Source organism: Burkholderia sp. AU6039 (assembly GCF_002223365.1).
Taxonomy (GTDB): domain Bacteria; phylum Pseudomonadota; class Gammaproteobacteria; order Burkholderiales; family Burkholderiaceae; genus Burkholderia.
This window is the reverse complement of the sequence record NZ_NKFK01000003.1, coordinates 618,236-641,231: the sequence shown is the minus strand read 5'-3', so window position 1 is coordinate 641,231 and position 22,996 is coordinate 618,236. Positions and strand designations below refer to the sequence as shown.

Sequence of the window (22,996 nt, the reverse complement as noted above, 5' to 3'; positions counted from 1 at the left end):
CCCGTTGGCACGCGCGTCGCATGGCGACGCGCCCCGCGGCAGTGCCCGGCCTCAGGCTTAGCGCGCTTTGACAGCGTGCGGTGTGTGGACGCCGTGCTTTGAAGCCGTGTTCGCAGGTGCCCTATGGCCGCCGGCCCCGTCTTTCGGGCCCAAGCGCCTCTTCAGGCAATTCTCCCCGCCATCGTTCCCGCTCCAGCGTGCTCGTGACAACACAACAAGGTGCGGCCTGCCGTCGTTCCCGCCCTCGCGACTGACAACCGCGAGGCGCCGCCAGCAGAGCCGCCTGGAGTCGTTCATGAAACGCATGCTGTTCAATGCGACGCAGCAGGAGGAGCTGCGCGTCGCCATCGTCGATGGGCAGAAGCTCATCGACATCGACATCGAGACAGCCGGGCGCGAACAGCGCAAAGGCAATATCTACAAAGGTGTCATCACCCGTATCGAGCCGTCGCTCGAAGCGTGCTTCGTCAACTACGGCGAAGACCGCCACGGCTTCCTGCCGTTCAAGGAAGTCGCCCGCCAGTACTTCAAGGAAGGCATCGACATGCGCTCCGCGCGCATCCAGGATGCCCTGCGCGAAGGCCAGGAACTGATCGTCCAGGTCGAGAAGGAAGAGCGCGGCAACAAGGGCGCCGCCCTCACCACGTTCATCTCGCTCGCCGGCCGCTACCTGGTCCTGATGCCGAACAATCCGCGCGGCGGCGGCGTGTCGCGCCGGATCGAAGGCGACGAGCGTCAGGAACTGCGCGAGACGATGGCGCAACTGCAGATCCCGGACGGCATGAGCATGATCGCCCGTACCGCGGGCATTGGCCGCAGCGCCGAGGAACTGCAGTGGGACCTGAACTACCTGCTGCAACTGTGGCGCGCGATCGAAGCGGCGTCGCAAAGCGGCAACCCCGGCCAGCCGATGCTGATCTATCTGGAATCGAGCCTCGTGATCCGCGCGATCCGGGACTATTTCCAGCCCGATATCGGCGAAATCCTGATCGACACGAACGAAATCCACGATCAGGCCCGCGCATTCATGGACATCGTGATGCCGGACAACGTCGCGAAGGTGAAGCGCTACCACGACGACGTGCCGCTGTTCTCCCGCTTCCAGATCGAACACCAGATCGAAACCGCGTACTCGCGCACGGTACCGCTGCCGTCGGGCGGCGCGATCGTGATCGACCACACCGAAGCGCTCGTCGCGATCGACGTGAACTCGGCGCGTGCGACCAAGGGCGCGGACATCGAGGAAACGGCGACCCGCACGAACCTCGAAGCGGCCGACGAAGTCGCCCGCCAGCTCCGCCTGCGCGACCTCGGCGGCCTGATCGTGATCGATTTCATCGACATGGAATCGGCGAAGAGCCAGCGCGAAGTCGAGCAGCGCCTGAAAGACGCGCTCAAGCATGACCGCGCGCGCGTCCAGATGGGCAAGATCTCCCGCTTCGGCCTGATGGAACTGTCGCGCCAGCGCCTGCGTCCGGCCCTGTCGGAAGGCAGCCACGTGACCTGCCCGCGTTGTAACGGCACCGGTCACATCCGCGATACCGAATCGTCCGCGCTGCAGGTCCTGCGGATCATTCAGGAAGAAGCGATGAAGGAAAACACCGCGGCGATCCACTGCCAGGTGCCGGTCGAGGTGACCGCCTTCCTGCTCAACGAAAAGCGTCAGGAAATCAACAAGATCGAGTCGCGCTTCAAGGTCGGCATCGTGCTGATCCCGAACAAGCACCTCGATACGCCGCACTACAAGCTCGAGCGCCTGCGCCACGACGACGCCCGTCTCGACGACCCGCGCGCGTCCTGGAAGATGGCCGAGGAAGCCGCCCGCGAACTCGAGTCGGAAACCGGCTACAGCAAGCGCGCGGCGGAAGTGAAGCCGAAGCAGGAAGCCGCGGTCAAGGGCATCACGCCCGAGCGTCCGGCCCCGAGCCCGGCACCGCAGCGCCCGGTCGAACCCGTTGCAGCGCCCGCGCCTGTCGCGCCGGCAACCGGCGGCTTCATCGGCTGGCTGAAGGGTCTGTTCGGCGTATCGCCGGCGCCCGCACCCGCACCGGTTGCTCCGGCCCCGGCGAAGGAGCAGGCAGCCCGTCCGGCTCGCGGCGAACGCGCCGAGAAGTCCGAGCAACGCGGCGAACGCGGTGGCGATCGCAACCGCAACCGTCGCGGCGGCGCCCAGCAGGCGCAAGGCGGCCGCGACCAGGTCGCGGCAGGCCGTGGCCAGCAGCAACGCCAGGAGCGCGAAGGCAAGGAAGTGCGCGAACCGCGTGAGGCTCGTGAGCCGCGTGAAGGCCGCGAACCGCGTGAAGGCCGCGAACCGCGCGAGGGTCGTGAACCGCGTGAAGGTCGCGAGAACCGCGAAGGTCGCGAGGGCCGTAGCCCGCGCGAAGGCCGCGAGCCGCGTGAAAGCCGTGAGCCGCGCGAACCGCGTGAGAACCGCGAACCGCGTGAACCGCGCGAGCGTGTCGAGCAGCCGGAAGGCGTTGACGCAGCCGGTCGTGGCGAGCGCCAGGAACGTCGCGAGCGCGGCGAGCGCCGCAAGCCGACGCAGCATGCGGCCACGCTGGAAACCGTCACCCGCGGCGAAACCCATCCGGACGCGGAAGCCGACAAGGCCGTCGCGGAAGCCCTGCCCGGCGCCGAGCTGGCAGCCGATGCGGAAGCCGGCGCGCGTGATGGCGAGGAACGTCGCCGTCGCCGTCGCGGCCGCCGCGGTGGTCGTCGCGAGCGCGAGGAAGACGGCGCAGGCGTCGACCACGCCGAGCAAGGCGCAGAAGGCGAAGTGACGGTGCAAGCCGTGACGCCGGAAGCACCGGCTGCTGCCGAACCGGCCCACCCGGCCGCACCGGCAGTCGTCGTGGCAGCCGCCGCGGCAAGCGCCGTCGTCGCCGAAGCCGTGGTCGAGCACCATGCCGAACCGGCAGCACCGGCCGCTGTCGAGCCGCAACCGGCACCGGTACACGTCGAGGCAGCACCGGTCGAAGCAGCAGTGGTCGCCCAGGCAGCAGAACCGGCACCGGTCGCACCGGCCGTCGATACGGAAGCCGGTCCGGCTCCGGTCGCGGTTTCGCCGACCGACGCGTTCGAAGTGCCGGCAGCGCCTGTCGCCGTCGAGGCGCCTCAGCACGCCCCCGTCGAGCAAGCCGCACCGGCCGTGACGACCGAAGCCGCTCCGGTGGCTGCGGAGCCGGCCCATGTCGAAGCCGCGCCGATCGAGGCCGTCGCAGCACCGGCACCGGCACCGGCTCCGGCCCCCGCCCAACCGGCAGCCGCGCCCGCTTCGGCGAGCCTGGACACCGTGCTGGAGCAGGCTGGTCTCGTCTGGGTGAACACGGACGCCGGCAAGTTCGCCGCTGCGCAGGAAGCCGCGTCGCGCCTCCCGCGTCCGGCTCGCGTGCCGCGCGAACGCAAGGCGCTGCCGCCGGTCGATACGGCCCCGATGCAGCAGGTCGAAACGACGCATCACTGATCGACGCATCGTCCGACCAGGAAAAGCCCGCCTCCGGCGGGCTTTTTCATGTCCGCGCTGCGGGTTTCCGCCCACCGGACCGACCCGCCGCTTGCGGCTAAAATAGAGGTCTGGTTCGCACTTCTTTCAACATGTCCCGACGCATCATTCCTCTCGCCGACGTCAGCGGGATGCCGGACGTCTCCGGCGTCGCGCACGCCCCGGACGGCACGCTGGCCGACACGTTCGCCAGGCCGCTGCGCGACCTGCGCATTTCGGTGACGGATCGCTGCAACTTCCGCTGCGTGTACTGCATGCCGCGCGCCGTCTTCGACAAGGACTACCCGTTCCTGCCGCACAGCGCGCTGCTCACGCACGAGGAAATCGAACGCGTGGCGCGACTCTTTGTCGCACACGGCGTCGAGAAGATCCGCATCACGGGTGGCGAGCCGCTGCTGCGCAAGAATCTCGAATTCCTGATCGAGCGCCTCGCCCGCCTGACCACGCATGACGGCCGCCCGCTCGACCTGACGCTCACGACCAACGGTTCGTTGCTCGCACGCAAGGCGCGCGCACTGAAGGACGCCGGGCTCACGCGCGTGACGGTCAGCCTCGACGCACTCGACGATACGTTGTTCAAGCGCATGAACGACGCCGAGTTCGCGAGCGCCGACGTGCTCGACGGCATCTTCGCGGCCCAGGCTGTGGGCCTCGCGCCGGTCAAGGTCAACATGGTCGTGAAGCGCGGCACCAACGACAGCGAGATCCTGCCGATGGCCGAGCGTTTTCGCGGTACCGGCGTGATCCTGCGCTTCATCGAATACATGGACGTCGGCACGTCGAACGGCTGGAACATGACCGAGGTGCTGCCATCGGCCGACGTCATCGCACGGATCGCCGAACACTTCCCGCTCGTACCGCTCGATCCGCACACGGCGGCCGAAACCGCGCAGCGCTGGGGCTATGCGGACGGCGGCGGCGAGATCGGCGTGATTTCCAGCGTCACACAGGCCTTCTGCGGCGACTGCACGCGCGCGCGGCTGTCGACCGAAGGCAAGCTGTACCTGTGCCTGTTTGCGTCGACCGGCCACGATCTGCGCGCGCTCGTGCGCGGCGGCGCGAGCGACGCCGAGATCGCGACCGCGATCGCCCGCATCTGGCAGGCCCGCACCGACCGTTATTCACAACTGCGCGGCAGCGCGTCGGCCGACGCCGTGCCCGACGGCGCCGGCAAGCGGGTCGAGATGTCGTATATCGGCGGCTGACGCACGCCGCCCATCCCGCCCTCTTACCATGCCCGCTTCCGTCTCTCCCACGATCGCCGGCCTGCTGCTCGCAGGCGGGCGTGCCACACGCATGGACGGCGTCGACAAGGGCCTGCAGTTGCTCGACGGCACGCCGCTCGCGCTGCACGTGCTGCGCCGGCTCTCGCCGCAGGTCGACGAGACGCTGATCAGCGCGAATCGCCATGCCGATCGCTATGCCGAACTCGGTGCGCCATTCGATGCGCGCATCATCGCGGACGAAACACCCGACTTCCCCGGCCCGCTCGCGGGCCTGCTCGCCGGCATGCGGGCGGCACGCGCGCCGCTCGTCGCGTGTTCGCCATGCGATACACCCTATCTGCCGGCCGACCTCGTCGCACGGTTGCAGGCGGCGCTCGACGCGCGGCAGGCCGACATCGCCATGGCGGTGACCGTCGATGCACAACAAGTGCGCTCGCCGCAGCCGACGTTCGCGCTGCTGCGCACGTCGCTGGCCGACGATCTCGCCGCCCGGCTCGCCGCCGGCGACCGCAAGGTGCGTGCGTGGTACGCACGCCACAAGACGGTCGAAGTCGAGTTTCACGACGAGCGTGCGTTTTACAATGCCAACTCCTGGCAGGAACTCGCCGCGCTGGCCCGCCGCTGACGGCACCCGCGCGGTTCCCGCCCGCCGCACGCGCAACCCGCGCCCAGGCACCCTCCTCGCGCCACCGGCCACGAACCCGATACGCCTTGCGGCGCAGTCCGACTGATGATCACGCAATCCTCGCCCGCCCCCCGAACCGCACCCGATTCCGATGCCCCGCTGTCGCTCGCCGACGCGCAGGCGCTCGCGTGCCGCTTCGCGGTGCCGGTCGACGCGTGTGACACGGTGGCGCTGCGCGATGCACTCGACCGCGTGCTCGCGGCCGACGTGAACGCCCCGTTCGACATTCCCGCGTACGACAACTCGGCGATGGACGGCTATGCGTTCGACGGCAGCACGGGCACGCACGCATCGCCGCAAGCGGAGGTCGCGCTGACGGTCGCCGGCACCGCGCTCGCCGGCCATCCGTTCGACGGCGCCGTGGCGGCGGGATCATGCGTGCGCATCATGACGGGCGCGCCGATGCCGGCCGGCTGCGACACGGTGATTCCGCAGGAACGCGTGCGCGTCGACGGCGACACGATCCACTTCGCCGCGCACGACATCGCGCGCGGCGCGAACTGCCGCAAGGCCGGCGAGGATCTCGCGCGCGGCGCGTGCGCGCTCGCCGCGGGCCGCATCCTGCGGCCGTCCGATCTCGGCCTGCTCGCGTCGTTCGGTTTCCCCGAAGTTGCCGTACGCCGGCGCGTGCGCGTCGCCGTGTTCTCCACCGGCGACGAACTGCGCGAGCCCGGCGAGCCGCTCGGCCCCGGCACCCTGTACGACAGCAACCGCGGGATGCTGATCGCGATGCTCGAAAGGCTGCATGTCGACGCGGTCGATCTCGGGATCGTCCGCGACGACCCGGCCGCGCTCGAAGCCGCATTGCGCGGCGCGGTCGCCGCGCAGGCCGATGCGGTGATCACGTCGGGCGGCGTATCGGTCGGCGAAGCCGACTTCACGCGCGACGTCATGGCACGGCTCGGCGACGTGACGTTCGCCAGCGTCGCGCTGCGTCCCGGCCGGCCGCTCGCGTGCGGCACGCTCGCACGCGCCGCCGACGGCGCCGGTCACGCACTGTTCTTCGGCCTGCCCGGCAACCCGGTCGCGTCTGCCGTGACGTTCTACGCGATCGTGCGCCCCGCGCTGCTGACGCTGGCCGGCGCGCAGGCCCAGCCGCCGGCGATGCATACCGCACTCAGCACGCAAGCGCTGAAGACGCGCCCGGGCCGCACCGACTACCTGCGCGGCGTCGCGACGCGCGCCGCCGACGGCCGCTGGCACGTCGCACCGGCCGGCTCGCAGAGTTCCGCGTCGCTGAGCGGCCTCGCGGCCGCCAACTGTTTCATCGTCCTGGGCCACGATACCGCGGCAGTCGACGCGGGCACCCCGGTCGACATCCTGCCGCTCGACGGCCTGATCTGAATTCCACTATCGGTATATCTCTACGGGGGCAATCCGCACATGAAGAAACAAATTTCGTCGATCGCCGCGGGGCAGACCGCAAAAGCGCTGATCCTCGTCTACCTGACGTTCAGCGTGCCGATCGTGCTGCTCGGCATTCTCGTCGCGTACGTTCGCTACGGGATGGTCGAACTGAGCACGATCCTGAGCGCGCTGCTGCTGAACGCCATCCTCGGCTTCGTGCTGCTGTGGATCGCATGCCACGCGTACAACTGGGTCGCATCGCGCTTCGGCGGCATCGAGATCGTGCTGTCCGACCCGCCGGAAGAAGCGTGAGCGGCACACCGCTGATCCGCGCGGCCCAGGCACGCGACGTCGGCGCGATCCTCGCGCTGATGCGCGAGCTGGCCGAGTTCGAGAAACTCGCACACCTGTTCGTCGCAACCGAGGCCGATCTCGCCGACGCGTTGTTCGGCGAGCAGCCTGCCGCCGAGGCAAGAGTGGCCGAGCACGACGGCGCGATCGTCGCGTATGCGCTGCTCTTCCACAATTATTCGACGTTCCTCGGCCATCGCGGCCTCTATCTCGAGGACCTGTACGTGCAGCCGTCGCAGCGCGGCACGGGCCTCGGCACCGCGATGCTGCGTCACCTCGCCGCCTTGGCCGTCGAGCGCCGTTGCGGACGCTTCGAATGGTCGGTCCTCGACTGGAACCAGCCGGCGATCGATTTCTACGAAAAGATGGGCGCAACCGTGCTGCCCGACTGGCGCATCGTTCGCGTCACCGGCGACGCACTGGATACGCTTGCCGGGCATTGACCGCGAGCCGGCCGCGCCGGCCATCGCGTCAAAAGAAAACGGGCGCCGCGGCGCCCGTTTTTGCTTTCCAGCCGATGTCGGCCATGTGCGTCATGCGTCGTCCGCATCGGCACCGTCGGCCCCTTCCGCACCCAGCAGCCCTGCCGCCGTATCGCCCGGCAGCGCCTCGACCTGCTTCAGCTTGCGGTTCATCACGCGGGTGCGCTGCTCCGCGGCCTCGATCGAGCGCGTGACCGTTTCGAGCTGCGACTTCGTGCGCGCGAGCACGTCGCCGAACTTGCCGAACTCCGTCTTCACCGCCCCGAGCACCTGCCACACCTCGCTCGACCGTTGCTCGATCGCGAGCGTGCGGAAACCCATCTGCAGGCTGTTCAACAGTGCGGTGAGCGTCGTCGGGCCGGCGACCGTCACGCGATAGTCGCGCTGCAGCAGGTCGGTCAGCCCCGGACGACGCAGGATCTCCGCATAGAGCCCCTCGGTCGGCAGGAACAGCAGCGCGAAATCGGTCGTGTGCGGCGGCGCCACATACTTCTCGGCGATCGTGCGCGCCTCCAGCCGCACGCGTGCCTCGAGCGCGCGGGCCGCTTCCTCGACCGCCACCGCATCCGCACGCTCCTGCGCGTCGATCAGCCGCTCGTAGTCCTCGCGCGGAAATTTCGCGTCGATCGGCAGCCACACGGGCGGCGCGTCGCGCGTGCCGGCCTCGCGCCCCGGCAGCCGGATCGCGAACTCGACGCGCTCGCTGCTCTTCGGTACCGTCGCGACGTTCTTCGCGTACTGCTCGGGCGTCAGCATCTGTTCGAGCAGCGCCTCGAGCTGCACTTCGCCCCAGGTACCGCGCGTCTTCACGTTGGTCAGCACCTTCTTCAGGTCGCCAACGCCCGCCGCGAGCGTCTGCATCTCGCCGAGCCCGCGATGCACCTGCTCGAGCCGGTCCGACACGAGCTTGAACGATTCGCCGAGCCGCTGCTCAAGCGTCGCGTGCAGTTTCTCGTCGACAGTGCGGCGCATCTCCTCGAGCTTAGCCGCGTTGTTCGTCTCGATTTCCTTCAGCCGCTGTTCGAGCGTCGCGCGCACCTCGCCGATCCGGCGGTCGTTCGCTTCGGTCAGTTGCGTGAGCTGCCGGTTCAACGTGTCGCCGAACAGCCTGAGCGCGCCCGTCTGCTCCTCGCGCGCCTGCTGCGCCTGGCGCTGCACGCTCTCGCGCATCGCGTCGAACTGCTGCGCGTTGCCGGCGACGAGCTTGCCGAGCTGCTGTGCAAAACCTTCGATCTGGTTGTTCTGCACGGTCGCGACGCTCGTCAGTTGCGCGGCGAGCGTCTGCTGAAGCTGCGCGAAGCTGCCGGCCAGCTCGGTGCGCGAACCGCGCGCGTTCTCGACGATCTCGCCGCGCAATTCGCGCTCGAGCCGCTCGACTGCGCGCGCCTGCGCATGCGCGGCGTCCTCGATCTGGTCGCCGAGTATCGCCGCATCGTCGTGGCGGCCACCGCCACGCACGAGCGCGACGATCGCCACCGCAAGCGCGACGGCCAGCACGACGACCGCCGCAAGCAACAACGTCATCGTCATGCGCGCGGCTTCCCGATCACGTCAGGGTTGATCGGGTTCGGCGGTTGCCCTGCGCGCGGCCCCTCGCCCAGCGCGGCGATCAGGTTGTCGGCGGCGAGGTTCGCCATCGCGCGGCGCGTCTTTTCGGTCGCACTCGCGATATGCGGCGTCAGCACGACGTTCGGCACCTCGAGCAGTGCCGGATGGACCGTCGGCTCGCCTTCGTACACGTCGAGGCCGGCCGCGGCGATCGTCCCGGCGCGCAGCGCGACGGCCAGCGCCGCGTCGTCGACGATCCCGCCGCGCGCGATGTTGGTCAGCGTCGCGGTGGGCTTCATCTTCGCGAGTTCGGCCGCGCCGATCGTGTGATGGTTCTCCTTCGTGTACGGCAGCACGAGCACGACGTGATCGGCGCGGGCGAGCAGCGCGTCCTTCGACACGTATTCGGCATTGAGCTCGGCCTCGATCTCGGGCGCGACCCGCGACCGGTTGTGATAGATCACCTGCATCCCGAAGCCGCGCGCGCGGCGCGCGAGCGCCTGGCCGATGCGCCCCATCCCGATGACGCCGAGCGTCGAGCCGTAGATGTCGCTGCCGAGGAAACCGTCGTACGCCCACTTCTGCCAGTGGCCGGCGCGCAGCCAGTGCTCGGATTCGGCGATCCGGCGGGCCGCGGCCATCATCAGCGCCCAGCCGAAATCGGCGGTCGACTCGTTCAGCACGTCGGGGGTGTTGGTGCCGAGCACGTTCGCCGCGTTGAACGCGGCCATGTCGAAATTGTTGTAGCCGACCGCCATGTTCGCCACGACGCGCAGGCGCGGCGCGGCCGCGAGCTCCGCCGCGCCGACCGGATCGCCGGCCGTCAGCGCGCCGTCCTTGTCGGCCAGACGCGCGGCGAGCGCGTCGGGCGCGAGTGCGTCGCCGTTGTTCCAGTCGACGTCGAAATACTGCTTGAGCCGCTCGATCACGTCCGGAAAGATCGGACGCGCGACCAGGATCTTCTGCATCGCCATCTCCGCATGCCGCGGGCGGATCGCTGCGCGCCGTGCGCCACTGGAACCACCCGCTCTAGGTTGAAAATCGTCAGCTTACGCCGTGAAGAAGATCCACGACGTGAGCAGGAATACCGGTATCAGCACGACCAGCGCCCAGCCGAGATAAGCGAAGAAGCTCGGCATCTTCACGCCGCGCGATTCGGCGATCGCCTTCACCATGAAGTTCGGCGCGTTGCCGATATAGCTGTTCGCGCCCATGAACACCGCGCCTGCGGAAATCGCGGCCAGCGTCGACGCGCCGGTCGTCATCAGCGACTGCGCATCGCCGCCCGCGAGGTTGAAGAACACGAGATAGGTCGGCGCATTGTCGAGGAACGACGACAGGATGCCGGTCGCCCAGAAGTACATCGCGTCGATCGGCTTGCCGTCCGGCCCCGTGACAAGGTGGACGATCTGCGCGAATGCGCCGTCGGCACCGGCGCGCAGGATCACGATCACCGGCGCGATCGTCACGAAGATCCCCGCGAACAGCTTCGCGACTTCCTCGATCGGCGCCCAGTTGAACGCGTTGCCCTCGCGCGCGGAACGCGGCGTCAGCGCGAGCGACGCGAGCGTCACGCCCACGAGCGCGACGTCGCGCACGAGATTCTGCAGCGCGACGTGCGTGCCCCACACGTCGAACGTGATGCCCGGCTTCCAGATGCCGCTCATCAGCACCAGGCCGATCACGGCCGCGAGCAGCACGAAATTGATCTTGCCGTCGATCGACAGCCGGGCACTGTCGGGTGTCGGGTCGAGTGCGGCGGGCCGCTCCTCGCCGCCCTTCCGGTAGAAGTACGTATCGAGCGCGAAGAACAGCGTCAGCAGCACCGCGCAGATGAACAGCATCGGCAGTGCGAGGTGCGTGGTCGTCCAGAAGAAGCTCACGCCATTCAGGAAACCGAGGAACAGCGGCGGATCGCCGAGCGGCGACAGCGAGCCGCCCGCGTTCGCGACCAGGAAGATGAAGAAGATCACGACGTGCACGACATGCTTGCGGTTGTCGTTGGCGCGCAGCAGCGGCCGGATCAGCAGCATCGCGGCGCCCGTCGTGCCCATCACGCTCGCGAGCAGCGTGCCGAGCGCGAGGATCGCGGTGTTCAGCTTCGGCGTGCCGTGCAGGTTGCCGTTCACGCAGATGCCGCCCGCGACCGTATAGAGCGCGGTGAGCAGCACGATGAACGGGATGTATTCCTCGAGCAGCGCATGCACGAGCGTGCCGAACGCGGTGCCCGCGCCGAACGCGAACGCGAACGGGACCAGGAACACGACCGCCCAGCCGGCCGCGATCTTGCCGAAGTGGTGATGCCAGAACACGGGGGCGACGAGCGGGAACAGTGCAATGGACAGCAGGATCCCGGCGAACGGGATGCCCCAGAGAGCGGACAGCGTGGCACCGTCGAGCGTTGCGGCCGATGCAAGCGCGGGGACGGCGCCAAGCGCGATCCCCGACGCCATGCCCGCCCAGGCGGCATGTCGTTTCATGCAGAACTTCCTTGTTCGAGTGGTAGTGGATGCAGCGGGCGCGTCATGCGCCCCGTACGACGATCACGTGAACGCGGTACGGGCCGTGCGCGCCCAGTACGATGGTCTGTTCGATATCGCCCGTGCGCGACGGGCCCGACACGAAGTTGACCGCGCGCGGCAATTCGCCGCGCTCCGAGCGGATCAGCGCAAAGGCATCTTCATGACCGGCGACGATCCGCGACGCGGGAACGATCGCGATGTGCGTTTCCGGCAGCAGGCCGGCCGACGCATAGGTGTCCGGGCCGGACAGCAGCACCAGCGAGCCCGTTTCGGCAGTCGCGCAAAAGCAGCCGGTGAGGCCGACCAGATCGCCGTCGCGCGGCTTGCGGCATTCGACCGACAGGCCTGCGCCCGCCCAGTCGAAATCGGCCAGCGTACGCCACGCGACGGCCTGCGTCGGCAGGCCGTGAGCGCAAAGGTAGCGAGCCGCGGCGGCCGGTACGTCGGCAAGCGTCGCGACTTCGTCGACCGTCGTCGACAGGCGTACCGCTTCGTCGACGAAGGCAGCGACGAGATCGGCCGGCGCCGGCGGACGCGGGCCTTCCGGATGACGGGCGAGATAATCGGCAACGCCGTCGCGTTCGGCCGCATCGGGTTCGGCCGCACGCCCCTGCGCCGCGCGAATGCGCGCGAGGATCTGGCGACGGGCAGCGGAAGTGTCCATGAACGGTCCTCGTGACGTTGGCGGGCGATACCGTCGGATTATACCGGCCGACCCCGCCGCCACGCAGTTTTGGCCGTTCGGCCGACGCTTACTTCGACGCGTCTTCCTCGACCGGCTGCGCGATGCCGAACACCTGGCGCAGGTAGGCGAGATACGCCTTGTCGTCGCACATGCTCTTGCCCGGCGAATCCGACAGCTTCGCGACCGGCTGGCCGTTGCAGCGGACCATCTTGATCACGATCTGCAGCGGCACGTAGCCGAGATCGTTGGTGAGGTTCGTGCCGACGCCGAACGCGAGCTTGCAGCGACCGCGGAAACGTTCGTACAACTGCATGACCTTCGGGATGTCGAGTGCGTCCGAGAACACGAGCACCTTGGTCCGCGGGTCGCAACGGTTCATCTCGTAATGACGCAGCATCCGCTCGCCCCATTCGAACGGATCGCCCGAATCGTGGCGCGCGCCGTCGAACAGCTTGCAGAAGTACATGTCGAAGTCGTTCAGGAATGCATCCATCCCGTAGACGTCCGACAGCGCGATCCCGAGGTCGCCGCGGTATTCCTTCGCCCACATCTCGAAGCCGTAGATCTGCGAATCGCGCAGCCGCGGGCCGAGTGCCTGGCAGGCCTGCAGGTACTCGTGCGCCATCGTGCCGAGCGGCGTGATGCCGTGCTTCATCGCATACAGCACGTTGCTGGTGCCCGCGAACTGCGGGCCGAGGCCGTCGCGCAGCGTGAGCGCGACCTCCTCGTGCCAGACCTTCGAGAAGCGCCGGCGCGTGCCGTAGTCGGCGATCTTGCAGTCGGCGAATTCGGGCTTCGCACCGAGCAGCTTGATCTTCTCGCGCAGCCGCTCGCGGCCTTCGCGATAGTCGGGCTCGCGCTGGGTATTGCGGAAATACACTTCGTTGACGATCGCGAGCACCGGGATCTCGAACAGGATCGTGTGCAGCCACGGCCCCGTGATCTCGATGTCGATTTCACCGTTGCCCTTCGGCGACGGCGTGATCGAGATGTACTTCTCGTTCAGGTGGAACAGCGCGAGGAAGTCGACGAAATCGCTCTTGATGAAGCGCATCCGCCGCAGGTAGTCGAGTTCGACGTCGGAAAAACGCAGCGCGCACAGGCCGCGCACCTCGTCGCGGATCTCGTCGATGTACGGCACGAGATCGACGCCGGGCGTGCGGCACCGGAAACGATATTCGACGCTTGCAGCGGGGAAGTGATGCAGGACGACCTGCATCATCGTGAACTTGTAGAGATCCGTGTCGAGCAGCGAAGTGATGATCATGATGACGGCACCGCCAATATCGTGACCGGGCCCCGGCGCACCGCGCGCCGCCCGGTCTGTCGGCCATGTTACCCGAATGCGGGCCCGACCATCGTGAAACCGCCTGCCGCCCTGCTGCGGCCGCACTGCCCGTTCCGGCGTATGGGGCACGCACTGCCGCTGGCGCGTCCCTTCAGCGCCCCGTGGACGGCCCCATAAACTAATCACGAAACGATATAAGCCGGATAGCCGACCACGCCATGCGGGTTTTGCGCTTCAGTTACAATGCCGGTTTTGGCGCAAACGCCACCCCATATATACCGCCAAGCAGGAGCGTTTTAATGACTCACGTTGTGACCGAAGGCTGCATCAAGTGCAAATACACGGACTGCGTGGATGTGTGCCCGGTGGATTGCTTCCGTGAAGGTCCCAACTTTCTCGCCATCGATCCGGACGAGTGCATCGACTGCGCCGTGTGCGTCGCCGAGTGCCCGACCAATGCGATCTATGCCGAAGAAGACGTTCCGGGCGACCAGCAGCAGTTCACCGCGCTGAACGCCGAGCTGGCGAAGGACTGGCCGTCGATCACGAAGACCAAGCCGGCACCCGCCGACGCGGACGAGTGGAAGGACGTGCAGGACAAGCTGCACCTGCTCGAGCGCTGATCGCGCAGCCGCCGCAGAAATTTTTTTGTGCGCCGCGGCTCAAAAGTGTTGACGACCTGATCAACGCTCCATATAATCTCGTTTCTCTGCTGTTGTTGTTTGTTCCCCGATAGCTCAGTCGGTAGAGCGCCGGACTGTTAATCCGTAGGTCCCTGGTTCGAGCCCAGGTCGGGGAGCCAAAAACGCAAAGGCCCGTTGAAAGTGGACGGGCTTTTTGCTGGTAGACAAACACGCATGCAGATGTACCGATTTATTCCCCGATAGCTCAGTCGGTAGAGCGCCGGACTGTTAATCCGTAGGTCCCTGGTTCGAGCCCAGGTCGGGGAGCCAAATAGCGAAAGGCCCGTCATTCGACGGGCCTTTTGTTTTTCCGGCCTGCCATTCGGCTTTCATCGTCCGGTCGCGCGCATGCTAGAGTCTCTGTCTCGCATTCGCATCCGGTTCCGTCGATGAAGCACCGCCTCCTCCGCTCAGCCCCCTTCGCCCTCCTGCTTTCCGCGTTCGCCGCGGCGCCGCTCGCGCACGCGGAGGAAGTCGGCAGCGTCAACACCCATTTCCGCGTCACGGGCTCCGATCGCGTGGTCGTCGAGGCGTATGACGATCCGATCGTGAACGGCGTGACCTGCTACGTGTCGCGCGCCCGCACCGGCGGGATCAAGGGCACGCTCGGCGTCGCCGAGGATCCGAGCGAGGCGTCGATCGCATGCCGGCAGGTCGGCCCGATCAGCTTCAAGGAGCCGCTCAAGCAGCAGACCGACGTGTTCAGCGAGCGCATGTCGTTCATCTTCAAGACCCTGCACGTCGTGCGCGTGGTCGACACCAAGCGCAACACGATCGTCTACCTGACCTACAGCGACCGCATCGTGAGCGGCAGCCCGAAGAACGCCGTCACCGCGGTACCGATGCCGGCCGGCACGACGATTCCGGTCAAGTAAAGCCCGCGCCTGCCGGGCGCGCGAGCGATACACTGTCGATTCGACCGCTCCCGCGCCCGATCATGTCCGCCACCCGCCTTCCCGACTCCGCACGCTACTGGCGCACGCCGCTGCTGCCGGACGCGGATCTCCTCACGGCCACCTATCGCGATCATGCGTTCGCCCCCCACTGGCACGACGCGTACACGATCCCCGTGATTCTCGAAGGAGCGGAGCGCTTCACCTATCGCGGCAGCGGCTATGTCGCCGAAACCGGCTCCGTGCCCGTCATCAATCCCGGCGAGGTGCATACGGGGTCGCGCGCGGCCGACGAAGGCTGGTGCTATCGCGTCAGCTACATGCCGGTCGAATTCATCCGCGAACTCACCTGTTCGATCGCCGGCCGCCCGCAGGACGCGCCGTGGTTTGCGCCCGACGTGATCCGCGACGCCGATCTCGCGGCCCGGCTCACGCTCGCGCACCGGATGATGGAGGCCGGCAGCGAACGCGCACTGCCGTTGCAGACGCACGGGCAGCCGGCGCATGATCCGACGACCGGCGCACCGCGCGTCTACGATCCGCTCGCCGCCGAAACGGCGATGCTCGACGCGTTGTCGACGCTGATCGTGCGCCATGCCGACGCACAGCCGCGACCGGCGCCGCTCGCGGCGGACGAACCGCGCGTCGACGTCATGCGCGAGCGGCTCGCCGCCGACCTCGTGTGCACGGTGACGCTCGACGAAGTCGCGCAGGCAGCCGGCCTGTCGCCGTTCCACGCGGCGCGCCTGTTCACCCGCACGACCGGGATGCCGCCGCATGCGTGGCGCAACCAGTTGCGCTTGCAGCGCGCGCTGGCGCCGCTGCGCGCGGGCGTGCCCGTCGCCGACGTCGCGGCGGCCAGCGGCTTCGTCGACCAAAGCCACTTCACCCGGCATTTCAAACGCATGTTCGGCGTGCCGCCCGGGCGCTGGCAGGCAAGCTGACGCGCAGCGTCCCGCCCGCCACCGCGATACCGCCGGCATCCCCCCATCCGGCAAGCGCAAGAACATACAAGCCGGCACACCCCCTGCCCGCTATCCTCCCGTTCATGGAGGAGCACCCTTTGAATCCGATACCCGCATCGCCTGCCCGCCGCCCATTGAACGAATGGCTCGACGGTGCGCGCGACACGATCCCGATGATGATCGGCGCCGCCCCGTTCGGCGTGATTTTCGGCACGCTCGTGGGCGGCGGCCCGCTCGCCGCCTGGCATGGCGCACTGATGTCGCTCGCCGTGTTCGCGGGCTCCGCGCAGTTCATCGCGCTCGGCCTGATCGCGGGCAGCGCGAGCTTCGTCGTCGTGCTCGCGACCACGCTGATCGTGAACCTGCGTCACCTGCTGTACAGCGCGACGCTCGCGCCCTATGTCGCCCACCTGCCGCTGCGCTGGCGCGCGACGCTCGGTGCACTGATGACCGACGAGGTGTTCGCGGTCGCCTATGCGCACTACCGACATTTCCCGCCGGGCGCGATCGGCCCCCACTACTTCTTCGGCTCGGGGCTCGCGATGTACCTGAACTGGCAGGTCTGGACGCTCGCGGGCATCGGCTTCGGCGCGGCATTCCCGGGCCTGCAGTCGCTTGGCCTCGACTTCGCGATGGCGGCGACCTTCATCGCGATCGTCGTCCCGCAACTCGGCACGCTGCGCTATTTCGCGGCAGCCGTGACGGCCGGCACGCTCGCGTACTTCTGGCAGGGCTGGCCGTACAAGCTCGGGCTGCTCGGCGCGGTCGCCGCCGGCGTCGCGGTCGGCGTCGCGCTCACGTTGCGGCACGAACGCACGCGCGCCGGCTCGCGCACGGAGGCTGCATCGTGAGCTACGCGCTGCTGATCCTCGGGATGGCCGTCATCACGTACGCGATCCGCTCGACGCTGTTCCTGTTCGGCGAACGGCTGACCTTCCCGCCGCTCGTGCGGACCGCGCTCGGCTTCGTGCCCGTCACCGTGCTGACCGCGATCATCGTGCCGATGGTCGTCTCGCCGCACGGCGGCACCGCCGAGCTGACCTGGCGCAATCCACAGCTCGTCGGCGCGCTCGCCGCCGTGCTCGTGTCGGCCGCCACCCGCCGCCCGCTCGTGACGATCGCGGTGGGGCTCGCGGTGTTCTTTTTCTGGCAAGGGGTCGTGATGCCCCACTGGCTACCCGCCTGAGTACACACTCGGTCATTCGTACTCAAGTTTCCGCCCGGCGCGCCGATATAGGGAATGAATACCCGCCACCGGCCTCGGCGCGCACCGGTCAGTCGACGCTGCGCCCGTCCCGGTGCGCCGTGCCGGCCGCCGGCTGGCACGGGCCGCCATCGAGACGATTCATGGGCCAGATCACCCTTTCCCTCAAGGACGACACGCTTGAGTCCCTACGCAAGGACTACGACGCGTTCGTCCGCGTGTCGCTGAAACTCGACCCGCAGTTCGCGACGCCGTCGTTCGAGGATTTCCTGCGCGCCAAGCTGCTCGACAACATGGTGCCGCTGACCGAGCACGCGGTGCAGCGAATGCTGCAGGGCGGCCAGTACGCGTGGGCAAAACGCACGCTCGACAAGGAATTTCCGGACGTCGTCGCGATCCTGATGCGACAGGCCGGCGAATTCGGCTTCGGCTTCGCGTCGCGTTCCGAATGGACCCCCGACGAACTCGCGAAGGCTTGCCGTGACTGGGCGAAAGCGATCGTCGCCGAAGCGCAGGGCGACCCGTCGCTGATCGATCCGCTCGCCTCGCAGATCAAGGGGGCCGCGCAAGACATCCAGACGCTCGAGGAACTGATGCAGACGCCTGCGTGGCGGCTCGCGGAATCGCTGCGACAACGGGTCTACGAGGCCAAGCTCGCATGCGAGATGAGCGTCGGCAGCACCGCGCGCGACAAGCTCGGCGAACTGCGCGGGCTGCTGCGGCTCGGGCTCGCGCACGGTTCGTTCCAGAAGCAGGAAGCACAGCAGATCATGGAATACCTGCGGCTGCTGAAGCCGGAGATCTTCGTCGAGGAACCGTACGACGTCTTCGCCCGGCTCGCCGCGTGGTTGCGCAGCGTATTCACCCCGGCTGCCGCGCGGCCGGCGCAGGGTCAGCCGGGCCAAGGGCAGAGCCAACGGCGACCCTAACGGCGCGCCCGAACCCATCGACAAATGAAAGCGGCCCGGTTCGCGCAACGCGAACCGGGCCATCGGATGGCCGCCGTCGCGACGCGCCGTCGAGGGCGAGCGTCGCGCGGCGCCTGCCACCGCTTACTGCGTGGCGCCCTGGGCCGATGCACCGCCTTCCGCGCCGACCGACGCACCGCCTTCGGTCGCTTCGCCGGCCTTCGCCTTGGCCGAGCCGACATGGCTCTTGGCCGACTTCGCGGCATGCTTCGTGTGCTTCTTGGCCGAGTGGACGGCCGACGACGTCGAGTCCTTCGCGCCATCGGTTGCCGCGCCGACTGCATCGGTTGCACCGCCTGCCGCATTGCCCGACGCATTCGCGCCCGCACCGCCCTGCATGCCGGCACCGGCACCCGCCGCCGGCGTCTGCGCCTGAACGCCGGCACCGGCTGCGCCCTGCACCGCCGTACCCGTCTGGGCAAATGCGGCCGAAGTGGCGAACGCCGTCAACGCGGCACCGATCAGCATCGTACGAATCTTGGACATGGCAATTCTCCTCAGGAAGTTGTGCGCCCGAACCGCAGCGATGCGGTCCGTTGCGTCCCCCGCCGCAACACGCAGCAGGTACGACAGAAGACCCGCGGCCCGCGCGGCCGGTTCTCGAATCTCTCAGACTGTTACCCACCGTTTCATTTGCTGACGAATGGCTCACACTCCCTAACAACTACGGGCGGCGGCCGGCCGCGCTCGCGCGCAGGCCCGCGGTGCCGTATGATGCGAGGCGATTCCTCCCGCGCTTTGCGCACCTTCTTCGTCATGCCCAATCTGGATTTCACGCTGACCGGCGAATACGTCGAGCTGCACAACCTCCTCAAGATCACCGGCCTCGCGGACAGCGGCGGCACCGCGAAGCTGATCGTCGCGTCCGGCGCGGTGAAAGTCGACGGCGCGGTCGAGCTGCGCAAGACCTGCAAGATCCGCGCGGGCCAGGTCGTCCTGCTCGGCGACACGCGCATTGCCGTGCGCGAAGCCTAGGGCCGACGGTTCCCCCTGCCTGCGACATGGCCATCGGCGCGCGCGTTCGACACCGTTCGAATAAAGCCGTAAGCTAGCCGTCTCTCAAAATAAATACATATAGCGCGGGCCCGCACCCGCGCGAGCGCCCATTCCATGTCGCATTCCGGTCTTACGCGGACGGCCGCCGCGCCGCCGTCCCTGTCCAGTCATGCCGCCGATACCGCGCGCCTCGCCGCGCCGCTCGCGATCGCGCAGCTCTCGCAGATGGCGATGAGCGTCACCGACACGGTGCTGCTCGGCTCGCTCGGCCCTGATTCGCTCGCGGCGGGCGGGCTCGGCGCGAACTTCTTCTTCGTCATCGTGACCGTGCTGCAAGGCGTGCTGTCGTCGGTCAGCGTCAGCGTCGCGCATGCGCGCGGCGCCAAGGCCGACGAGCGCGTCCCGCACATCTACTGGACCGGCTTCGCGCTGTCCGTGCTGCTCGCGATTCCGGCCATCATCGCGCTGTCGCTGTCCGAACCGATCCTGCTGATGTTCCACGAGCCGCCGCTGCTCGCCCATCACGTCGGCGAATACACCGGCATCCTGCGCTTCGCCGCGCTCGGCAGCCTGATCGGCGTCGGGCTGATGCGCGCGTTCCTGCCGGCGATCGGCGCGGCGCGCCGGCTGCTGTGGGTGTCGATCGGCGGCGTCGGCGTCAATGCCGTGCTGAACTACGGGCTGATCCACGGCGCGTTCGGACTGCCGCGCCTCGGCTTCCTCGGCTCGGCGGTCGCAACGACGATCACGATCTGGCTCACCGCATTCGCCTTGATCTGGCTGCTGCACGGCCGGCAGCGCTTCCGTCATTTCGTCACCGCCGCCCGCCCGAAGCTGCCGATGATGGGCGAACTGATCGGCATCGGCTGGCCCGTCGCGATCACGTACGGGGTCGAGTCGACACTGTTCCTCGCGACCGGCCTGACGGTCGGCGTGCTCGGCGCGACGTCGCTGGCCGCGCACCAGATCGCGCTGAACGTCGCATCGGTGGCGTTCATGGTGCCGCTCGCGATCGGCCAGGCCGCCAACGTGCGGGTCGGTTACTGGGTCGGCGCAGGGGCGCCCGTCGCCGCGCGGCATGCCGGCTTCGTCGCACTCGGCCTCGGTGTGGCGTTCATGACGCTGTCGGGCATCGTGCTGATCGTCGCGCCGCATGCGATCGTCGGCCTGTACCTGAACCTCGACGATCCGGCCAACGCAGCCACCGTGTCGCTCGCCGCGTCGCTGCTCGGCATCGCCGCGGTGTTCCAGATCGTCGACGGCGCGCAGACCGTCGGGTCGGGTGCGCTGCGCGGCCTGAAGGACACGCGCATCCCGATGCTCGCGGCCACCCTCGGCTACTGGGGCATCGGTTTTCCGACCGGCTACTGGTTCGCGTTCCACGTGGGCCTCGGCGCCCGCGGCCTCTGGTGGGGCCTCGCGGCCGGCCTCGCCAGCGTGGCCGTGCTGATGGCGTGGCGCTTCCATCTGAAGAGCGCGTCGCTCGTGACGTCGCCGCACTGAGCGCGACAAGACGCGAAATCCGCGCCGGCGCTATGCTAGTCGGCTGAAGATCTCGAGACGCCGCGCGAGCGGCGCGACTGCCTCACGATACGTCTGATTACGTCTGATGCCGCGCGACCACGCGCGGCCTTTCCCCTTTCCTGGAGGAGTGGATCATGAACGAAGCAGTTCGGATGGAACGCGATACGTTCGGCGAGATCGCCGTGCCGGCCGACCGGCTCTGGGGCGCGCAGACCGAGCGCTCGCTGCAGAATTTCCGGATCTCGACCGAGAAGCAGTCGCCCGAGCTGATCCACGCGCTCGCGATCGTCAAGCGCGCCGCGGCGGCCGTGAACCAGTCGCTCGGCGTGCTGGCCGACGACAAGGCGCGCGCGATCATCGACGCGGCCGACGAGATCATCGCCGGCAAGCATCCGCGCGAATTCCCGCTCGCCGTGTGGCAGACGGGCTCCGGCACGCAGACCAACATGAACCTCAACGAGGTGATCGCGAATCGCGCGAGCGAACTGCTGGGCGGCGAGCGCGGCGAAGCACGCAAGGTTCATCCGAACGACGACGTGAACCGCGGCCAGTCGTCGAACGACGTCTTCCCCACCGCGATGCACGTCGCGGCCGCGTACGCGATCGTCAACCACCTGCTGCCGGCGCTGCGCACGCTGCGCACGACGCTCGACGCGAAGTCGAAGGCGTTCGCCGACATCGTGAAGATCGGCCGCACGCACCTGCAGGACGCGACGCCGCTCACGCTCGGCCAGGAGTTTTCCGGTTACGTCGCGCAGCTCGACCAGGGCATCCGTCACGTCGAATCGGCATTGCCGCACCTGTACGAACTCGCGCTCGGCGGCACCGCGGTCGGCACGGGGCTGAACGCGCATCCGGAGTTCGCGGTGCGCGTCGCCGATGAAATCGGCCGGCTTGCGAAGCTGCCGTTCGTGACGGCGCCGAGCAAGTTCGAGGTAATGGCAGCGGCCGATGCGCTGGTGTTCGCACACGGCGCGCTGAAGACGGTCGCGGCCGGCCTGATGAAGATCGCGAACGATGTCCGCTGGCTCGCGAGCGGGCCGCGCTGCGGGCTCGGCGAACTGTCGATTCCTGAAAACGAGCCGGGCAGCTCGATCATGCCGGGCAAGGTGAACCCGACGCAATCCGAAGCCGTGACGATGCTGTGCTGCCAGGTGTTCGGCAACGACGTCGCGGTCAACGTCGGCGGCGCGAGCGGCAATTTCGAGCTGAACGTGTTCCGGCCGATGATCGCGCACAACGTGCTGCAGTCGGTGCGGCTGCTCGCCGACGGCGCGCAGAGCTTCAACGATCACTGCGCGGTGGGCATCGAGCCGAACCGCTCGCGGATCGACCTGCTGCTGAACGAATCGCTGATGCTGGTGACGGCGCTCAATCCGCACATCGGCTACGACAAGTCGGCGCAGATCGCGAAGAAGGCGCACAAGGAAGGTACGACGCTGAAGGCGGCCGCGCTCGCGCTCGGCTACCTGACCGAGGCGGAATTCGATGCGTGGGTACGTCCCGAGCAGATGATCGGGTCGCAGTAACAGCAGGAAGAGGCAGGATGACGGGCGCGGCGCGATGCGCGGCGCCCGCAGCGGTCAGACCGCGCCCTTCGCGACCTCTTCCGGCTTCATCTCGACGATCTTGTCGAGCGCGGCCCGCACGTCGGCCGCATATTTCGCGAGCACCTTCTGCTCGTCGGTCTCGGGCACGAACGGCGGCACCGGCACCGGGTTGCCGTTCTCGTCGACCGCGACGAACACGACGAGGCAATCGGTCGTCTGGCGCAGCATGCCGCCCTTCGGATCGCCGGCATGCACGGACACATGGATGTGCATGCTGGTGCGGCCCGTCGCGACGACGCGCGCCTTCAGCTCGACCAGATTGCCGACCATGATCGGACGCTGGAAACGGATGTTGCCGACGCTGACCGTCACGCAATAGCGGCTCGACCAGACGGCCGCGCACGCATACGCAACCTCGTCGATCCACTTCATCAGCGCGCCGCCATGCACCTTGCCGCCGAAGTTCACGGACGACGGCTCGGCGAGGAAGCGGAAGACGGTTTCGGTGCGGTCGAGGGCGGCCGGTACGGGGGACGGTTGGGACATCTTGTTGGCTCCAGGCGGCAGGGGCGCTGTA

22 protein-coding genes and 2 tRNA genes are annotated in these 22,996 nt (G+C 68.1%); 17 read left to right on the top strand and 7 right to left on the bottom strand.

What is annotated here, in order from left to right:
• Nucleotides 1–295: 295 nt before the first annotated feature.
• The 6 genes from CFB39_RS05660 to CFB39_RS05635 all read left to right on the top strand — a co-directional run bounded on the left by CFB39_RS05660 (nt 296) and on the right by CFB39_RS05635 (nt 7,554).
• Nucleotides 296–3,463, top strand: a complete 3,168-nt coding sequence (locus CFB39_RS05660; protein WP_089472406.1) for an Rne/Rng family ribonuclease — start codon at nt 296–298, stop codon at nt 3,461–3,463.
• A 131-nt stretch (nt 3,464–3,594) separates the two neighbouring features.
• Nucleotides 3,595–4,707: a GTP 3',8-cyclase MoaA gene (moaA, locus tag CFB39_RS05655; protein ID WP_089424839.1), complete on the top strand. Its 1,113-nt coding sequence runs from the start codon at nt 3,595–3,597 to the stop codon at nt 4,705–4,707.
• A 28-nt stretch (nt 4,708–4,735) separates the two neighbouring features.
• Complete coding sequence (gene mobA, locus CFB39_RS05650; RefSeq protein WP_089472405.1) at nt 4,736–5,353, top strand: molybdenum cofactor guanylyltransferase MobA; 618 nt, start codon at nt 4,736–4,738, stop codon at nt 5,351–5,353.
• Between the two features lie 105 nt (nt 5,354–5,458).
• Entirely contained in the window at nt 5,459–6,757 is a 1,299-nt protein-coding gene (glp, locus tag CFB39_RS05645) for a gephyrin-like molybdotransferase Glp (RefSeq protein WP_089472404.1), read from the top strand.
• A 39-nt stretch (nt 6,758–6,796) separates the two neighbouring features.
• On the top strand, nt 6,797–7,072 hold the full coding sequence (locus CFB39_RS05640; RefSeq protein WP_006401288.1) for a hypothetical protein: 276 nt from the start codon (nt 6,797–6,799) through the stop codon (nt 7,070–7,072).
• Complete coding sequence (locus CFB39_RS05635) at nt 7,069–7,554, top strand: GNAT family N-acetyltransferase (protein WP_089472403.1); 486 nt, start codon at nt 7,069–7,071, stop codon at nt 7,552–7,554. Before CFB39_RS05640 ends, CFB39_RS05635 begins: the two co-directional genes overlap by 4 nt.
• A 90-nt stretch (nt 7,555–7,644) precedes the next feature.
• On the opposite strand, the gene rmuC is transcribed toward CFB39_RS05635, so the two are convergent.
• From rmuC to pncB, 5 genes are all read right to left on the bottom strand, one after another.
• A complete protein-coding gene (gene rmuC / locus CFB39_RS05630; RefSeq protein ID WP_089430778.1) occupies nt 7,645–9,123 on the bottom strand; it encodes a DNA recombination protein RmuC in 1,479 nt (492 codons plus the stop codon).
• On the bottom strand, nt 9,120–10,109 hold the full coding sequence (locus tag CFB39_RS05625; RefSeq protein WP_089425869.1) for a D-glycerate dehydrogenase: 990 nt from the start codon (nt 10,107–10,109) through the stop codon (nt 9,120–9,122). Before CFB39_RS05625 ends, rmuC begins: the two co-directional genes overlap by 4 nt.
• A gap of 81 nt (nt 10,110–10,190) precedes the next feature.
• Nucleotides 10,191–11,621 carry a sodium:proton antiporter gene (locus CFB39_RS05620; RefSeq protein ID WP_089472402.1) on the bottom strand — a complete coding sequence of 477 codons (1,431 nt, stop codon included), beginning with the start codon at nt 11,619–11,621 and terminating at the stop codon, nt 10,191–10,193.
• A 43-nt stretch (nt 11,622–11,664) separates the two neighbouring features.
• Complete coding sequence (locus CFB39_RS05615; protein WP_089472401.1) at nt 11,665–12,327, bottom strand: lactate utilization protein C; 663 nt, start codon at nt 12,325–12,327, stop codon at nt 11,665–11,667.
• 88 nt (nt 12,328–12,415) lie between these two features.
• Nucleotides 12,416–13,615, bottom strand: coding sequence for a nicotinate phosphoribosyltransferase (gene pncB / locus CFB39_RS05610; RefSeq protein WP_089424832.1), 1,200 nt, complete (start codon nt 13,613–13,615; stop codon nt 12,416–12,418).
• Nucleotides 13,616–13,935: 320 nt separating this feature from the next.
• On the opposite strand from pncB, the gene fdxA reads away from it, so the two are divergent.
• The 8 genes from fdxA to CFB39_RS05565 all read left to right on the top strand — a co-directional run bounded on the left by fdxA (nt 13,936) and on the right by CFB39_RS05565 (nt 18,310).
• A complete protein-coding gene (fdxA, locus tag CFB39_RS05600) occupies nt 13,936–14,259 on the top strand; it encodes a ferredoxin FdxA (RefSeq protein ID WP_011351384.1) in 324 nt (107 codons plus the stop codon).
• 103 nt (nt 14,260–14,362) lie between these two features.
• Nucleotides 14,363–14,438: transfer RNA gene (locus tag CFB39_RS05595), tRNA-Asn, on the top strand.
• 75 nt (nt 14,439–14,513) lie between these two features.
• Nucleotides 14,514–14,589: transfer RNA gene (locus CFB39_RS05590), tRNA-Asn, on the top strand.
• 119 nt (nt 14,590–14,708) lie between these two features.
• On the top strand, nt 14,709–15,194 hold the full coding sequence (locus tag CFB39_RS05585) for a CreA family protein (protein ID WP_089455827.1): 486 nt from the start codon (nt 14,709–14,711) through the stop codon (nt 15,192–15,194).
• A 62-nt stretch (nt 15,195–15,256) separates the two neighbouring features.
• Entirely contained in the window at nt 15,257–16,156 is a 900-nt protein-coding gene (locus tag CFB39_RS05580) for an AraC family transcriptional regulator (protein WP_089472400.1), read from the top strand.
• A gap of 104 nt (nt 16,157–16,260) precedes the next feature.
• On the top strand, nt 16,261–17,028 hold the full coding sequence (locus tag CFB39_RS05575; protein ID WP_089424829.1) for an AzlC family ABC transporter permease: 768 nt from the start codon (nt 16,261–16,263) through the stop codon (nt 17,026–17,028).
• A complete protein-coding gene (locus tag CFB39_RS05570) occupies nt 17,025–17,363 on the top strand; it encodes an AzlD domain-containing protein (RefSeq protein WP_089472399.1) in 339 nt (112 codons plus the stop codon). Before CFB39_RS05575 ends, CFB39_RS05570 begins: the two co-directional genes overlap by 4 nt.
• A 161-nt stretch (nt 17,364–17,524) precedes the next feature.
• On the top strand, nt 17,525–18,310 hold the full coding sequence (locus CFB39_RS05565; protein WP_089472398.1) for a DUF4088 family protein: 786 nt from the start codon (nt 17,525–17,527) through the stop codon (nt 18,308–18,310).
• 123 nt (nt 18,311–18,433) lie between these two features.
• Here the strand turns inward: CFB39_RS05565 and CFB39_RS05560 are convergent, their stop codons facing one another.
• Nucleotides 18,434–18,835, bottom strand: coding sequence for a hypothetical protein (locus CFB39_RS05560; RefSeq protein WP_089472397.1), 402 nt, complete (start codon nt 18,833–18,835; stop codon nt 18,434–18,436).
• A gap of 270 nt (nt 18,836–19,105) precedes the next feature.
• On the opposite strand from CFB39_RS05560, the gene CFB39_RS05555 reads away from it, so the two are divergent.
• From CFB39_RS05555 to fumC, 3 genes are all read left to right on the top strand, one after another.
• Complete coding sequence (locus CFB39_RS05555) at nt 19,106–19,324, top strand: RNA-binding S4 domain-containing protein (protein WP_006486208.1); 219 nt, start codon at nt 19,106–19,108, stop codon at nt 19,322–19,324.
• A gap of 135 nt (nt 19,325–19,459) precedes the next feature.
• The gene (gene norM / locus CFB39_RS05550) at nt 19,460–20,848 is read left to right on the top strand and encodes a multidrug efflux MATE transporter NorM (protein WP_089424825.1); all 1,389 of its coding nucleotides are present in this window, start codon (nt 19,460–19,462) and stop codon (nt 20,846–20,848) included.
• Nucleotides 20,849–21,003: 155 nt separating this feature from the next.
• Nucleotides 21,004–22,398 (top strand): class II fumarate hydratase, encoded by a 1,395-nt coding sequence (gene fumC, locus CFB39_RS05545; protein WP_043181919.1) that lies wholly within the window; start codon nt 21,004–21,006, stop codon nt 22,396–22,398.
• Between the two features lie 54 nt (nt 22,399–22,452).
• Here the strand turns inward: fumC and CFB39_RS05540 are convergent, their stop codons facing one another.
• Nucleotides 22,453–22,965 (bottom strand): acyl-CoA thioesterase, encoded by a 513-nt coding sequence (locus tag CFB39_RS05540; protein ID WP_039370920.1) that lies wholly within the window; start codon nt 22,963–22,965, stop codon nt 22,453–22,455.
• Nucleotides 22,966–22,996 lie beyond the last annotated feature (31 nt).